The sequence below is a fragment of the Winslowiella iniecta genome (assembly GCF_001267535.1).
Classification (GTDB): domain Bacteria; phylum Pseudomonadota; class Gammaproteobacteria; order Enterobacterales; family Enterobacteriaceae; genus Erwinia; species Erwinia iniecta.
The window spans coordinates 140,309-155,485 of sequence record NZ_JRXE01000008.1 but is presented as its reverse complement, the minus strand read 5'-3'; the positions used below and the strand labels follow the sequence as shown (position 1 = coordinate 155,485).

General features: G+C 54.0%; 17 protein-coding genes. 8 read left to right on the top strand and 9 right to left on the bottom strand.

The window, feature by feature from the left end:
• The coding region (locus tag NG42_RS07585; RefSeq protein ID WP_241488325.1) for a LysR substrate-binding domain-containing protein at positions 1 to 622 on the top strand (622 nt) is incomplete at its 5' end.
• Positions 623 to 654: 32 nt separating this feature from the next.
• On the opposite strand, the gene purR is transcribed toward NG42_RS07585, so the two are convergent.
• Positions 655 to 1,680 (bottom strand): HTH-type transcriptional repressor PurR, encoded by a 1,026-nt coding sequence (gene purR / locus NG42_RS07580; RefSeq protein WP_052898665.1) that lies wholly within the window; start codon positions 1,678 to 1,680, stop codon positions 655 to 657.
• Positions 1,681 to 1,963: 283 nt separating this feature from the next.
• Here purR and cydH point away from each other — a divergent pair, with 283 nt between their 5' ends.
• Positions 1,964 to 2,053, top strand: coding sequence for a cytochrome bd-I oxidase subunit CydH (gene cydH / locus NG42_RS22615; RefSeq protein WP_156322070.1), 90 nt, complete (start codon positions 1,964 to 1,966; stop codon positions 2,051 to 2,053).
• Between the two features lie 228 nt (positions 2,054 to 2,281).
• The gene (ybiO, locus tag NG42_RS07575; RefSeq protein WP_082203846.1) at positions 2,282 to 4,546 is read left to right on the top strand and encodes a mechanosensitive channel protein; all 2,265 of its coding nucleotides are present in this window, start codon (positions 2,282 to 2,284) and stop codon (positions 4,544 to 4,546) included.
• Between the two features lie 63 nt (positions 4,547 to 4,609).
• Here ybiO and NG42_RS07570 read toward each other — a convergent pair whose 3' ends face one another.
• On the bottom strand, positions 4,610 to 5,398 hold the full coding sequence (locus NG42_RS07570) for a C40 family peptidase (protein ID WP_052898664.1): 789 nt from the start codon (positions 5,396 to 5,398) through the stop codon (positions 4,610 to 4,612).
• A gap of 406 nt (positions 5,399 to 5,804) precedes the next feature.
• Here NG42_RS07570 and NG42_RS07565 point away from each other — a divergent pair, with 406 nt between their 5' ends.
• Positions 5,805 to 6,137, top strand: coding sequence for a Grx4 family monothiol glutaredoxin (locus NG42_RS07565; protein WP_052898663.1), 333 nt, complete (start codon positions 5,805 to 5,807; stop codon positions 6,135 to 6,137).
• Between the two features lie 61 nt (positions 6,138 to 6,198).
• Here NG42_RS07565 and rnt read toward each other — a convergent pair whose 3' ends face one another.
• The 6 genes from rnt to NG42_RS07535 form a co-directional block, all read right to left on the bottom strand.
• Positions 6,199 to 6,855, bottom strand: coding sequence for a ribonuclease T (gene rnt / locus NG42_RS07560; protein WP_052898662.1), 657 nt, complete (start codon positions 6,853 to 6,855; stop codon positions 6,199 to 6,201).
• A gap of 105 nt (positions 6,856 to 6,960) precedes the next feature.
• Complete coding sequence (gene gloA / locus NG42_RS07555; protein ID WP_052898661.1) at positions 6,961 to 7,368, bottom strand: lactoylglutathione lyase; 408 nt, start codon at positions 7,366 to 7,368, stop codon at positions 6,961 to 6,963.
• A gap of 150 nt (positions 7,369 to 7,518) precedes the next feature.
• A complete protein-coding gene (gene nemA, locus NG42_RS07550) occupies positions 7,519 to 8,616 on the bottom strand; it encodes an alkene reductase (protein ID WP_052898660.1) in 1,098 nt (365 codons plus the stop codon).
• A 47-nt stretch (positions 8,617 to 8,663) separates the two neighbouring features.
• Entirely contained in the window at positions 8,664 to 9,257 is a 594-nt protein-coding gene (locus NG42_RS07545) for a TetR/AcrR family transcriptional regulator (protein ID WP_052898659.1), read from the bottom strand.
• A 43-nt stretch (positions 9,258 to 9,300) separates the two neighbouring features.
• Positions 9,301 to 10,932: a phosphoethanolamine transferase EptA gene (eptA, locus tag NG42_RS07540; protein WP_052898658.1), complete on the bottom strand. Its 1,632-nt coding sequence runs from the start codon at positions 10,930 to 10,932 to the stop codon at positions 9,301 to 9,303.
• A gap of 107 nt (positions 10,933 to 11,039) precedes the next feature.
• The gene (locus NG42_RS07535; RefSeq protein WP_052898657.1) at positions 11,040 to 11,684 is read right to left on the bottom strand and encodes an NAD(P)-dependent oxidoreductase; all 645 of its coding nucleotides are present in this window, start codon (positions 11,682 to 11,684) and stop codon (positions 11,040 to 11,042) included.
• 106 nt (positions 11,685 to 11,790) lie between these two features.
• Between NG42_RS07535 and NG42_RS07530 the strand changes: the two genes are divergently transcribed.
• The 4 genes from NG42_RS07530 to sodC all read left to right on the top strand — a co-directional run bounded on the left by NG42_RS07530 (position 11,791) and on the right by sodC (position 14,597).
• On the top strand, positions 11,791 to 12,702 hold the full coding sequence (locus NG42_RS07530) for a LysR family transcriptional regulator (RefSeq protein WP_052898707.1): 912 nt from the start codon (positions 11,791 to 11,793) through the stop codon (positions 12,700 to 12,702).
• Between the two features lie 70 nt (positions 12,703 to 12,772).
• On the top strand, positions 12,773 to 13,012 hold the full coding sequence (locus tag NG42_RS07525; RefSeq protein ID WP_052898656.1) for a DUF1289 domain-containing protein: 240 nt from the start codon (positions 12,773 to 12,775) through the stop codon (positions 13,010 to 13,012).
• An 81-nt stretch (positions 13,013 to 13,093) separates the two neighbouring features.
• Entirely contained in the window at positions 13,094 to 13,990 is an 897-nt protein-coding gene (locus NG42_RS07520; protein WP_052898655.1) for an aldo/keto reductase, read from the top strand.
• 85 nt (positions 13,991 to 14,075) lie between these two features.
• Positions 14,076 to 14,597, top strand: coding sequence for a superoxide dismutase family protein (gene sodC / locus NG42_RS07515; RefSeq protein WP_052898654.1), 522 nt, complete (start codon positions 14,076 to 14,078; stop codon positions 14,595 to 14,597).
• A 47-nt stretch (positions 14,598 to 14,644) separates the two neighbouring features.
• Here sodC and NG42_RS23410 read toward each other — a convergent pair.
• Positions 14,645 to 15,177, bottom strand: a 533-nt coding sequence (locus NG42_RS23410; RefSeq protein ID WP_052898720.1) for an FUSC family protein, incomplete at its 5' end; no start/stop codon positions are given.

Sequence of the window (15,177 nt, the reverse complement as noted above, 5' to 3'; positions counted from 1 at the left end):
CGCTGTCGATCTGATTGTTAAACCTCAACGTACCCGCCAGCTGGTGCTCGATTTCTATCGCCATTTCCCGGATATGGAGCTGCTGGTTTCCCACGAAGTGTTTAACGGCGTCTGGGATGCACTGGTTGACGGACGTGTCGATGTGGCGATTGGTGCCACTCAGGCGATTCCGGTCGGCGGGCGTTTTGGCTTCCGCGATATGGGCGCACTGAACTGGCGCTGCGTGATCAGGTCCGATCATCCACTGGCGCAACAGCCCGGAACCATCAGTGATGATATTATCCGCCAGTGGCCGTCGCTGGTGCTGGAAGACACTTCGCGTAGTCTGCCCAAACGTATCACCTGGACGCTGGATAACCAGCGACGGCTGGTGGCACCGGACTGGCAATCGGCATTTGATTGTCTGCGGGCAGGATTGTGCGTGGGTATGGTGCCGGGACATTTTGCCGCGCCGCTGATTGCTGAAGGTTTGCTGGTGGAACTGACGCTACCAGCTGATTTTCCGGACAGTCCGTGCTGTGTCAGTTGGGCAGAGCAGAGTGCCTCACCCGCGTTAAGTTGGTTGCTGGAGTATCTCGGGTCGCCAGAGACGATGAATCAGGAGTGGTTACGCGAGGAGTAAACTGACCGGCCACGGGCGTGGCCGGCAGGGGATTAACGGCGGTAGTCGCGGAACGGCCCATCTGCCACCGAGCGACGCTCGATTAATGAAGGATGCACTTCAATCGTCTGCGGCTCTTCGCGTTTACTGGTAATGCGATCCAGCAACATATCGAAAGCCGTTTCGCCAAGACGCTCCTTTGGTTGATGCACCGTGGTCAGCGCCGGCGTGAAATAGCGCGCGTTGCGCACATTATCATAACCGATCACCGAAATATCCTGCGGTACGCGCAAACCCATTTCATCTGCGGCACAGATGGCACCCATTGCCATAATATCGCCGCCGCAGAACACGGCAGTTGGCCGCTGTTTCTGCGATAAAATCTGCTGCATCGCGCGATATCCGGATTCCGGTTCAAAGTCGCCTTGCACAACCCATTCATCACGCACGGTGATATTGGCTTCGGCCAGCGCTTTGAGGAAACCGGCATGGCGTCCACCGCTGGTATTGCGTACCAGCTGGCCGGGAATTGCACCGATATCACGGTGGCCGCGCTCTATCAGGTAGCGGCCGACCAGGTAGCCGCCTTCAAAGGCGTTATCCACCACGCTATCGGTAAAATCACCGCGTGATTCGCCCCAGTCCATCACCACCATTGGAATATTGCGATTCGCTTCCAGCATTTTCAGCAATTCATCGGGATATTCGGCGCACATCACCAGCAAACCGTCGACGCGCTTTTGCGCCATCATTGACAGATAGGCCTGCTGTTTTTGTAAATCGTTATGGGCATTGCCAAGGATCAGCGTATAGCCTTTGGCAAAACAGCGCGTTTCAACCGCTTCGATAATTTCCGCAAAATAGGGCGCTTCACTGGAAGTCGCCAGCAAACCAATCGATTTGGTATGGTTTACTTTCAGGCTGCGCGCAACGGCGCTGGGCGAATAGTTCAGCTCTTTGATGGCCGCCCAAACGGCTTCGCGGGTCTCTTCCGCCACGAAGCGGGTTTTATTGATGACATGAGAAACGGTGGTGGTGGAAACACCGGCACGTTTCGCCACATCTTTAATTGTTGCCATTAAAATGGTACTCCTGCGCTTATCCTAAAGGGTTGATAAGCATCATGTTAAACGTTTGCGTATGCTTCGCGTTTTCTGACGCGATCGGTTTCATTGTTGCAATCTGAGTGACGTCGGGAAGGGGAATGACGTCAGGAAACACGGCAAGAAACGCGGTGTTGCAGGTGTTGCGCAACGGAAAAGAAGAATTCTATCAAGGCTGTGAGCAGAAAACGAGATTTTTACCGGTATATATGGGAAAATCTATACAGTTATTAATTGTAAGGTCTTTAAGGAGCGAAGTATGGACACCAATCTGAAGTTTTCTCTGCTGACCACTGTCGGCGCGCTGCTGGTGATTATCGCCTTCAGTTTTACCGCGGTAATGAATTGATAAATAACGGTTAAATCTGCCTGAATGCGCAGTGCTAACCGGTTAAAAAAAACGTCTGAAGAACGCCATCAGACGTTTTTTTTTGCTCAAACTGGCTAAATCAGGCCGTTGCGCACGCGAAGCTAAACATGGCCTGCATGCTGCAATATGCTCAGAGGCGGGGTCGCCATGCGCCGCTGGCGAACTGTTACGCAATTGATTGTGTTTACTTAATTACCAGAGAATACCATGTCATCAACTATCTGCTGCCGGGTGCCAGGGCGAACGCACCCGTCGGGACTTTTTCCCTTTATCGCCGGATTTTTACTTCTGCTAATCAGCTTTATTTCCCCCGTCGCTGTTGCGCAAACCACACCTGCTGCTGATGCCGCTCAGCAAAACGAGCAACAGGATATCCCTTACGCCGCACTGGCCGGCATCCTTAAAGATGAAAAAGCGCGTGATGCATTAATCGATCAGTTGCAGCGTGCCGCCGAAACCCAGGCAAAATCCCAGGCGACGGAAGCGAAGCAGCAAGCGGCCGCACCCTCCGGGGCGACCCGTTTAAGTGACAGCGTCAGCCAGTTTGCGCAACAGGCTTTTCAGGCACTAAATCAGCGACTGCATGCGGTGCAAAAAGTGGTCGACTCCGCGCCGCAGCGCAGTTTTAATCCTTCCGCTTTTTTCCATGCGCTCGGCTATTTTTTGCTGATGGTGGTGGTGACCTTTGCCATTTTCCATCTGATACGCCGCATGGTCGGCCCGCTGTACACGCGTATCGGGAGTTGGGGGCGAAACGCCAAACAGAATGGTGGCCCGTGGTATAAATTACCGGCCGCCATTATTGGCGCTTTTATTATCGACTTGTTAGTGCTGATGCTGGTACTGGCCGGCGGCAAACTGTTTTCCCAGCAGGTGAATAACGGCAGTACGGTGATTGCGCATCAGCAGACGCTGTTCCTGGGTGCTTTTGCGGTCATTGAGTTCTTTAAGGCGGTACTGCGACTGATTTTTGCGCCTGGTTTTGCTTATCTGCGTCCGTTCCCGTTCAGTGACGCCACCGCGCGCTACTGGAATCAACGTCTCGCCTGGCTAAGCGGCTTAATTGGTTATGGCCTGATGGTGATGGTGCCGGTGGTGGCCACGCAAATCAGTTACCCGGCAGCAGCGGCGGTCAATCTGATCGTGATGCTGGCGCTGACGCTGTATGCGCTGGTGCTGATTATGCGCAACCGTAAACCGATTCATCACCAGATCGACCTGCTGGCCGAACGTTCAATGGCATTTTTCAGCGTGATGCTGCGTGGTTTCGGCCATATCTGGCATCTGCTGGCCATTGCCTATTTTCTGGTACTGTTTTTCCTCACGCAGTTTGATTTCGGCAATAGCCTGCGCTTTATGATGAGCGCCACGGTGAAAAGCTTGCTGGTGATCGGATTTGGCGCGCTGCTGTCCGGCATGATGACGCGCTGGATCGCCCGGCGAATTACGCTGCCGGAACGGATGAATCTGCGCTACCCGATGCTGGAACGGCGTATCAACTCTTATATCCCGAACGGGCTGAAAATTCTGCGCGTGATGGTGGTACTGGCGGTTTCTCTTTCTCTGCTGGATGCCTGGCATCTGTTTAATTTGCAACAGTGGGCCAGCGGTGACACCGGCGGTAAGATCATCGGCGGGCTGCTGCATATTCTGTTTATTCTGCTGGTGGCCACCTTCAGCTGGACGATTATGGCCAGCATTATAGAGCATCGGCTGGTGCTGGAAATGAGCAACGGCGCCCGTCCCAGCGCGCGCGAACGCACGCTGCTGACGCTGTTTCGTAATGTGCTGGCGATTGTGATCAGCACCATCACCATTATGATTGTGCTGTCGCAGGTAGGGATCAATATTGCGCCGCTGTTGGCCGGAGCTGGTGCGCTCGGTCTGGCAATCAGTTTCGGTGCGCAAACGCTGGTAAAAGATGTGATTACCGGGGTGTTTATCCAGTTTGAGAACGGTATGAACACCAGTGAATATGTCACGGTGGGTGGCATTACCGGCACCGTGGAGCGCATGACGATTCGCTCTATTGGCCTGCGCGATGACTATGGCGTCTACCATATCGTGCCTTACTCTTCGATTACTACGCTGGCTAACTATGCGCGTGAGTTTGGGGTCTATCGCGCGAATTACACCGTCAGTCGTGATGAAGATATCGACCATGTTAATCAGGTGCTGCAACAGGCGGTGGAAGATCTGAAGCAGGATGAGCAGGTGAAATTCTTCCTGATTGGCGAGCCGGTGTTTAATGGCGTGGTGGCACTGGGCGACCGCTCCTTTACCACCAGGGTGACGGTGCGCACGCTGGCGTTAAAACAGTGGGTCGTGCAGTACGCACTGGATCGTCTGGTCAAAATCCACTTTGACCGCGCAGGTATCAGTATGCCGCAGCAGGCGCTACAACTGTCACGCGCGGGTCAGCATCCTCCGCTGATGCAACAGAACGAAGGTGAAATGCATCCGGCACCGTAGTGACTTTAACGGGCGGCGTTATCGCCGCCCGTATTAAGGATTGAAACAAGATGTGGGAAGAGGTTAACGGATGGTTTTCGGCGTCATCACCCGGCGCGCACCGACATAATGGCGCTGCCAGTACTCTTCGCTTAAGGCGCTGATCTGAATATCTTTGCCGGTACGTGGCGACTGAATAAACTTGCCATTTCCAAGATAAACGCCGACGTGATCGGCAGCACCGCGATTATTAATGCGGAAGAACACCAGGTCACCTTTTTCCAGCGACTCGCGTTTGATCTGGGCGGCATCACGCAGGTGATACATCTCATTGGCAGTGCGCGGAATTTTAAATTTCACCAGGTCTTTATAGGCGTACCACACCAGACCGCTACAGTCGAAGCCGGTACGTGGCGAAGCGCCTCCCCAAAGATAAGGCTTACCTAACTGACCCATCAGCTTATTCATCGCAGTTTCACGGGCTTTCTGGTAACGCACGCGGTGAGCTTTACTCATTTTCAGCGGGCCATTGTCGATGCTGGCCGTGGTTGCGGCATTGCTGATTTTGCGATCGCGCTTATAACCGTAGCGTTTTGCCAGTTTCTTATTGGCGAGGGTGCTTTTGGGGGCGCTGAGCGAAGCGGTCTGCACTTTGCTCTTTTTCTTTAATTTCGCTTTCTGTTCCGAGGTCTGGCGGGGCTTTTTAACCGGCGTTTTTACCTGCTGACGTCGCTTTCGGCGATCGTCATCACGGGCGCTGTTCTTTTCAACCTTGTGCTGATTTGCATTCATAGGTGCATGAGGCGATGCGTGCGCCAAATTAAAGAACATCTGAGCAAAAGCCAGTAGCAAAAGTGTGATGAGTAAACGCATTGTCCGTTACAGGTTAGGCTCTCTTTCGCAACAGAGAGGACCACACTACATTCCCGGCATTGAACGTGGTTCGATGCCTGGGGTCCATGTTAAATTCTTTTGCCCCGGAAACAGGCTTAAGACAATTCTAATCTAACTTTTTCACAAAAGGTAAGGCCTTTTTAAATTAATCAGTTCATTAAGGTTATTAGTATTATAAATGAGCCAGATCAGACGGTTATCTCACCAATAGTGTTGCTAATTATTAACCGATTAATCAGTAGTAATGATAAGAAATTGTTATTTTCTGCGCCGTATTTGGCATAATGGGCCTTACTGATTCGCCGTGGGCAAAATGTCGTTTTCAGACGGCACAGAGAATCGTTATAGTAAATAGACACGAAGTAACGAATTAAGGAAGGCAAAAATGAGTACTGTTGAAAAAATTCAGCGTCAGATCGCAGAAAACCCAATCCTGCTGTATATGAAAGGTTCACCGAAGCTGCCAAGCTGCGGGTTCTCTGCCCAGACGGTTCAGGCTCTTTCAGCTTGCGGCGAACGCTTTGCGTATGTCGATATTCTGCAAAATCCGGACATTCGTGCTGAACTGCCAAAATATGCCAACTGGCCAACCTTCCCACAACTGTGGGTCGATGGTGAGCTGGTCGGTGGCTGCGATATCGTGATTGAGATGTATCAGCGCGGTGAACTGCAGACGCTGATTAAAGAGACGGCTGAGAAGTATAAAGAAGCCGAATAAACCCAAGGGCGGCGAAAACACCGCCCTGAAGTAAAAAGGGAGCCGAAGTGGCTCCCTTTATTTATTCACTCTGTTCTTCTTCTGCCGGCACCAGCGGCCAGCCTCCGAGGCGTTTCCAGCGGTTAACCAGTTCACAAAACAGATCGGCGGTTTGTTCGGTATCGTATAACGCCGAGTGCGCTTTGGTGCTGTCAAACGGAATACCGGCAGCTTTACACGCTTTCGCCAGCACGGTTTGACCGACCACCAGTCCGCTCAGCGCAGCGGTATCAAAGGTGACAAAAGGGTGAAACGGATTACGTTTCAGACTGGCACGCTCAGCGGCGGCACTCATAAAGTTCAGGTCAAACGTGGCGTTGTGCGCCACCATAATTGCCCGGTTACACCCCTGGTCTTTAATTCCCTTGCGTACCACTTTAAAAATAGCGTGCAGCGCTTCATATTCACTGACTGCGCCGCGCAGCGGGTTATGCGGGTCGATACCATTAAACGCCAGCGCTTCCGGCTGGAGAATTGCCCCTTCGAACGGTTCTACATGGAAATGAAGTGTTTCATCTTTTTCCAGCCAGCCGTTCTCGTCCATTTTTAACGTCACGGCAGCAATTTCCAGCAGCGCATCGGTTTTCGCATTAAAACCGGCCGTTTCTACATCAATAACGACGGGATAAAAACCGCGAAAACGCTCGCTAAGGGTATTCAATTCTTTCGATTCAGGCATCGGGATCTCGTTGACGGAAAAATGCAGCGCGTATTATGGCAAATTTCAGAAAGGCTTGCAGCAGAGGATGCGAGGAACAGGGTGCCAAAAGGCACCCCGACGGCATTAGTTGCCGAGGCCGTGACCGGCATGTTTGTTTTCGATCAGTTCGATCTTATAACCATCCGGATCTTCAACGAAGGCGATGATGGTCGTGCCACCCTTAACCGGGCCAGCTTCGCGAGTCACGTTGCCGCCATCCTGACGAATACGTTCGCAGGTCGCCGCAACATCGTCAACGCCCAGTGCGATATGGCCGTAAGCGTTACCGAGGTCATAGCTGTCCACGCCCCAGTTGTAAGTCAGCTCAATTACCGCACCTTCGCTCTCTTCGGTGTAGCCAACAAATGCCAGGCTGTATTTGTATTCGGTATTTTCGCTGGTGCGCAGCAGACGCATACCAAACACTTTGGTGTAGAAGTCGATAGAACGTTGCAGGTCGCCAACGCGCAGCATGGTGTGAAGTAAGCGCATAATATCCTCTTTTAAATGGCCTGCCAGACAAAACAACGGGCAGGTTTAGTGTGTCATCGTCTCGCTGATGACTGAAAAATCGTGCTAAGTATAGCGTTGATTAACCAGTATGTTAACGTTTAGCCGCAGCGCGTGGCTGCGGCTGAGGCATTACAGGGTTGGATAATCCGTGTAGCCCTCGGCAGTGCCGCCGTAGAAGCTTTCCGGTTTTGGTTGGTTAAGTGCTGCTTTCTGGTGCAGACGCTCAACCAGGTCCGGGTTGGCAATATAAACACGGCCAAATGCCACCGCATCAATCAACCCTTTTTCGAGAAGCTCTTCGCCTTTCTCGGCGGTGTAAGCCCCGGCACCGATGATAACGCCAGGATAAATGGCGCGAATCGCCTGACGGAATGACTCCGCATAAGGTTTGCCGCCCGCCCAGTCTGGCTCAGAAATATGCAGGTAGGCCAGGTTACGTTTAGCCAGCTCGCCGATGTAGTACAGCGCCGCTTCTTCCTGATCTTCACCATTATCCAGGCCGTTAAACGGACCGAGCGGCGAAATACGGATACCAATGCGGTCAGCCGCCCAGCCATCAATCGCCGCATCCACCACTTCCAGCGCGAAACGGGTGCGGTTTTCAATGCTGCCGCCATATTCGTCAGTGCGCTGGTTAGAGGCCGGGGACAGGAACTGATGAATCAGGTAACCATGAGCAGAGTGCAGCTCCAGCAGATCGAAATCGGCTGCGCGGGCATTCACGGCGGACTGGCGGAAATCATTCACAATGGCAGCAATTTCCTCTTTTTCCAGCGCACGCGGGGTCGAGGTCTCTTCCCGGATTGCGCGTCCCTGCTCATCACGCAGTGAAGTGCGGGTGCCGGCAGCGAGGGCGGAAGGGGCGACCGGTGCCTGCTGACCCGGTTGCAGGCTGGTATGTGAGATGCGACCGGTGTGCCACAGCTGAACGGCACTGTGACCGCCTTCGGCGTGAATACCGGCGTTAATCGCTTTCCATGCTGCGATTTGCTCAGTGGTATGCAGTCCTGGCGCACCGGCGTAACCTTTCGCCTGGAAAGAGATTTGAGTGGCTTCAGTAATAATTAAACCAGCGCTGGCACGCTGACGATAGTATTCGCCCATCAACGGGGTAGGGATATCGCCCGGCTCGATGCTGCGCAGGCGAGTCAGTGGCGCCATGAAAATGCGGTTTGGCACCGTAATCGCACCCACTTTCAGTGGGGTAAACAGCTTGGTGATTTCCATGCAGACTCCTGTAATAGACCGGTCGACTAGTAAGTGTGTTTTTTTTATCAGGCTGCGGGTAGCATACGTTCGATTTGATCGTAAGCCCAGCGTAATGGTGCGCTGTCACGGCGGATTTTGCACTGTAAGCTGGCTCCGAGCCATAACATATACAGCATTTCAGCACAGACCGGGGCGCTGGTGGCTAAACGAACTTCGCCAGCATCCACCGCACGCTGTAGCGTGGTGGCCAGTGCTGCAATAATCGCCTGCGATCCCCGGTCCAGCGCAATGCGCATCGGTTCCGAGAGATCGCAGACTTCCGCCGAAAGTTTGACCGACAGGCAAGCCGCAAAGCCGCTGTCGTGGCAAAATTGCGTATAAGCGGTGCGGTAGTAATCGAGGATACGCTGGCGGGAATTACCCTGTTCAGCATCGAGAAACTGCCGTACGGCGTGGTGGTACTGCGCAAAGTAGCGCTCCAGCATCGCCACGCCAAACACTTCTTTCGAGCGGAAATAGTGATAAAACGACCCTTTCGGCACTTCGGCGACAGTGAGCAATTCGCTCAGCCCCATGCCGGTAAAGCCGCGTTGCAGGCAAAGCTGCTCGCCAGTAGCAAGCAGATGTTCGCAGGTATCGTGTCGGGTCGTTTTATTCATCTCCACAGGGTAATAGACCAATCGGTCTAATGCAACCCCACTCTTATGAACGACAGTTTTTCAGCAAGTCGAGATCGGCCTGATACTCACGGGTTTGCACATTCATCATGCCGAGCAGGGTATGGAACAGATTATCCTGCGAGACCGCATCTTTAGCCGCCTGCTGTTGTAAACAGGACTGATTAATGCCAAAGGCCTGGCGATAATCCGGCGACAGCCATAGCAGGAACGGAATATGGGTCTGCTGACTCGGCGCAAAGACATAGGGCGCGCCGTGCAGATACATGCCGTGCTCCCCCAACGACTCGCCATGATCGGAGAGATAGACCAGCGCCACGTTAAATTTGTCACTGTAGGATTTCAGCAGATCGATGGTCTGACCGAGCAGCGCGTCGGTATACAAAATCGTGTTGTCATAAGTATTGATCAACGCCTGCGGATCGCAATCCTGAATCTGATTGCTGTCACAGGTGGGAGTGAACTTACGCATTTGCGGCGGATAGCGCAGATAGTAGGCCGGGCCGTGACTGCCCATCTGGTGCAGCACAACCACCGAGTCATCTTGCACGCTGTCGAGATAATGATTCAGCCGATGCAGCAGCGCATCGTCCAGACAGTAACCGTCCCGGCACAGTTCCGGGAGCTGCCACTGGGTCATATCGGTATGCGGGACGCGATCGCAGGCGCCTTTGCAGCCGCCATCGTTCTCACGCCAGAGAATATTGATGCCGGCATGGGCCATCACATCCAGCAAACCTTCCTGATGGTGCGCAAGGCTGGCGTCGTAATCGACGCGCGGCATATTGGAAAACATGCAGGGGACTGAGATGGCAGTTTCAGTGCCGCAGGAGCTGGCGTCCGGATACCAGATAACATCCCGCTGTTTTAGCTGAGGGTTGGTGTCACGCGCGTAACCGCCGAGCGAGAAGTTTTCGGCACGGGCAGTTTCTCCCAGTACCAGCACCACCAGCGTTTTTTTCTGCTGCGCGCGTATCAGCGGTCCTTTTTTAGCGTCTTCGCCGATGCGTACCAGCGACTGATCGCCGGCCAGCCAGCGGTCGTGAATATAGTGCCCGCTGCCGCTGATCACGTTGGCCGGGGTGATCATTTTCACCAGCCCTTTATTGTTGCGGATAACCGAGGCGTAATCTTTATAGAACAGCGCTGCCACCAGCAAAATAATGATCAGTGAAACAATACTGCTCAGCCCGCGCAGCGCCAGCGAGAACCACCACGGGTCGGGCTGGCGGATCTTTACCAGCACCAGTAACAGCGCGGGGATCACGCCCATTAGTGTCATCCAGACCAGATAGCGTGGGGTTAACAGGGCGGTGGCTTCTTGCATATCGGTTTCAAACACGTTCTGGATCATATCGGTGTCGATAACCGTGCCAAAGCTGAACATAAAATAGTTGGCGGCTGCGCTGACCAGCACTAACGCGATCAGCAAGGGTTTACGCACCCACGGCAAAGCCAGCAGGTTAAATATCAGGGTGAAGGCGCAAAACAGCACCAGCGGCAGGGTCGTCGCGAACAGATAATCGTGCCAGGAGACAAAGGGAATGCTCTCCCAGGAACGTATCAGAAACAGGCCATTCAGTATCAGTGCAAACCACAGCGCGGTCAGCAAATTAAAGGTGTATTCGTGACACTGTAACTTATTCAGGATTTTCATAATGACCGGAAAAAAGAGAGTATTCTTACCAGCTTAGTCGCAAAATCCTGCAAAAACCTTAATGGCGATTAAACCTTTACCCGCCCGTAGCCAACGGGCGGCATTTTTTAGTAAGCAACAGTAAACTGCTTTTGCAAATGTTGTGGATGTTCAATTTCATCAACAATGGCTACCGCCAGGTCGGCCACGCTGATGGAAGCCGGATGATCGCCCGACATCAGCAGTTCTGTGCTGCCGATGCGGAACTGGCCGGTGCGTGCACCGGGTTGCAGCATGGCGGCAGGTGACAAATAGGTCCAGTCGAGATCGCCACCGCTGCTCTGCAAGGTATTGCGCAGTGCCCGTGCGCCTAACGCGCCCGGTTTGATTTCCGCCGGAAACGCCTCAGTATCCACCAGCTCTACGCCAGGTGCCACCTGCAAACTGCCCGCGCCGCCCACCACCAACAGGCGTTTGACCTGCGCGGCACGCACCGCTGCCAGAATCTGCGTGCTGCCACGGGTAAATTTCTCAAACAAATCGCTTTCGGACCAGCCCGGATTATAGGCGCTGATAACCGCATCCTGACTGCGCAACACGCTGTTCAGCCAGTCACTGTCGTGAATATCCCCGGTTGCCAGCGTAAGATTGCTGTGCTGCGGCAAATTCTTACCCGAGCGAGAAACGGCAGTAACCTGATGGCCGCGTGCCAACGCCTCATTAATCACTTCCTGCCCAACAAAACCGGTCGCACCAATAACGGTAATTTTCATGCTGTTCACCTGTTAGTTTGAATTGCTGGATTAAACTTTACTGCTTAACAATGGCGGTGATAAGTGGCATATTTCCACTTTTACAATGAAGTAATACTTACGAATGATGGAAAATCTCAACCGGATGGCGGTATTTGCCAGCGTGGTAAAAGAGGGTTCGCTGGCGGCAGCCGGGCGGCGGCTGGGTATCTCACCCTCGGCGGTCAGCCAGCATTTGCGTCAGCTGGAAAAGGCCGTTGGCGTGCCGTTATTGCACCGTTCTACGCGCAAACTCACGCTGACTGACGCCGGAGCCGCTTTCTATCCCGGCTGCGCAGCGATGGTCAACAGCGCCCGCGACGCGGAGCAACGGCTGGCGGAGATGCGCGATACCCTGAGCGGAGAACTGCGCATCTCTTCGACGGTGGGCATCGGCGGCCAGCCGCTGTGTGAAGCGCTGACGCCGTTAATGCAGCAGCATCCCGGCCTGCAGTTGCGGATTATCGCCACTGACAATGTGCTGGATATGATTGAACACCGCATCGACATCGCGCTGCGCGTCAATCGCCAGTTAAGCGATACCAGCATTATCGCCCATCCGCTGGCCGAGTGGCCGCTGGTGATATGTGCGGCACCACGCTATCTCTCGCTGCACGGCGTCCCGGAGCAGCCAGAGGATCTGCTGCAACATCGCTGGATAAGCGGTATTCCTTCCGGCGGCAATATTAACGGGCGGATGATTGAACTGCATCATCTCAGGCAGCCGCCGGTAACACTGCGTGTCGCTGAAACACAGGTGTGCAGTGACAGTATGCATGTGGTGCGCGCCTTTACGCTTGCGGGCCAGGGTATTTCACTGCAACCGTTGTTTGAGATTCAGGATAAGCTGCGCAGCGGCGAGCTGATGCTGCTGCTGCCGGAGTGGCGTCCGGCCGCGTTCCGGCTGACCGCGCTGACGCTGGAGCGGGTATTACCGGAGAAAACCCGGCAGGCATTGCAGGCGTTACGTGACTATTTCCGGCGCATTCCGACGAATTAATGCCGTGACACTTGCAGATAACCGGTAAGCGATCTTCAATAGAGGGCAAAGTCATCAACCAGGAGTTCAGGTGGCCGAGCAACTTGAGTTTTTCCCGGTTCCCAGTCCGTGCCGGGGGATTTGTCAGTCAGATGAACGCGGTTACTGCCGTGGTTGCCTGCGTAGCCGCGATGAACGCTTCAACTGGATGAAATTCAGTGATGCACAAAAGCGTGAGGTCTTACGCCTGTGCCGTCAGCGCTTTCTGCGTTTGCAGCGTGCGGCTAAAACCGCGCAGTCTGACGATCCAGAACAACCTTCACTGTTTTAAGCTGCCGCTTTTTCCTTGCTAATCAGGCTATACTGACGCGCAAATTCAGTTAAATGGCCGTCGGGCCACAGGGAGATCGCGATGCTTCAACGTCTGCAAATTGCACCACAGGGCCCGGAATTCTCGCGGCTGATTATGGGTTACTGGCGGCTGATGGACTGGGGTATGACGTCTCAGCAGCTGGTGAGCTTTATTGAACAGCATCTTGAGCTGGGCATTACCACCACTGACCATGCCGACATCTACGGCGATTATCAGTGCGAAGCGGCATTTGGTCAGGCATTACAGCTGGCACCGTCGCTGCGTCAGCGGCTGGAACTGGTGACGAAATGCGGTATCGCCACCACCGCCCGGCCTGAAAACCGCATTGGTCACTACATTACGGAAAGCGCCCATATCATCCGCAGTGCGGAAAATTCGCTGCGCTACTTCGCAACCGATTATCTCGACCTGTTGCTGATCCATCGCCCCGACCCGCTGATGGACGCCGATGACATCGCCTCGGCGTTTATCTCGCTGCATCAGAGTGGCAAAGTGAAACATTTTGGCGTCTCCAACTTTACCCCAACGCAGTTTTCTCTGTTACAGTCGCGCCTGCCGTTTACTCTGGCGACCAATCAGCTGGAAATTTCGCCGCTGCATCAGCCAGCGATACTTGATGGTTCTCTTGATCAGTGTCAGCAACTGCGGATTAAACCGCTGGCATGGTCCTGTCTTGGCGGTGGCCGCTTGTTCAGCGACGCGCAGTATCAGCCGCTGCGTGATGAACTGACGGCGGTGATGGAAGAGACCGGCGCAGAGACGATTGAACAGGTGGTGTATGCCTGGGTGATGCGCTTACCTTCGCAACCGTTGCCGATTATCGGTTCCGGTAAAATTGAGCGGGTGCGTGCCGCGCTGCGCGCCAGCGAAATTGAACTGTCGCGCCAGCAGTGGTTCCGCATTCGTAAAGCGGCGCTGGGTTACGACGTGCCGTAAAGAAATGCAAATCGTGGCTTTTTGTTGCCGATTTTGCTGAAAAGAGTCCAGGCTTAGCAAGCGCAATCAATTCAAAGGAGCGAAGATGAAAAGTTACGGTTTGGCAGCACTGGCACTGTTGGTTTCGGGTTTTGCCCAGGCTGCCAGCGAGCAGGTTGAACTGCACAGTGTGACCACTCAGGGCATCGGTGAATCGATTGGCCAGGTCACGATTAGCGAGACAGCTTACGGGCTGGAGTTTACACCCGATTTGCACTCTCTGGCGGCCGGTGTGCACGGATTCCATGTCCATGCCAAAGGCAGCTGTGAACCTGCCACCACTGACGGCAAAGCGGTGGCGGCAGGCGCGGCAGGCGGGCATCTTGACCCCGGCAACAGTGGCAAGCATCTCGGCCCTTATCAGGACGGGCATTTAGGGGATTTACCGGCACTGTTTGTGACCGCAGACGGTAAAGCGACTTATCCGGTACTGGCTCCGCGCATCAAAAAACTGTCTGAGATCTCCGGCAAGGCGCTGATGGTGCATGTCGGCGGTGATAACCACGCCGATCATCCCAAACCACTGGGTGGCGGTGGCGATCGCTTTGCCTGTGGCGTGATCAAGTAACGGTTAATGACGCCAGTTGTTCCTGTAGGGCGGCGTTTTTGCCGCCCTTACAGAATTCCTGCCGACCTTAATTGCCCGGCATTATCGGGTAATGCCTGTTTTAACTGTGATAATGAGCACCACAAGCGCCAGATAATCCCCGCCAGTTCACCCGCATCCTCAGTCTGTTGCGTCTGCAAGGCATCCATCATCTGTTGCAGTTCTGCCAGCGTTTCATCAAGAAAACGGTGTTGCACTCCGCGTTCGCTGATAATTCGCTGTAGCCCGCGCAAGCTGGCGTCACGCATTGCTGTCAGCGTGGCAGAGTCGCTTTGCCATGTGCGCAGTTGCCAGACGATATGCGAACAGTTCAGCAGCACCACACCCCAGCGCAGCAGCCAGACGCGCGCAGTCTGATCGCGACTGGTACTAAGCTGGCTGATTCGGTGGTAAATCTGCGATTCAAAACGGCTTTCACTCAGTCGCGGATGACGACTGAGCTGATCGAGAAATTCTCTGCGCAGCGCGCGAATATGACGGCGGCTTTTCCGTTTGTCTGAGCTGGGGCGCAAAATCTGAAACGCCAGCCAGGCCAGCATTA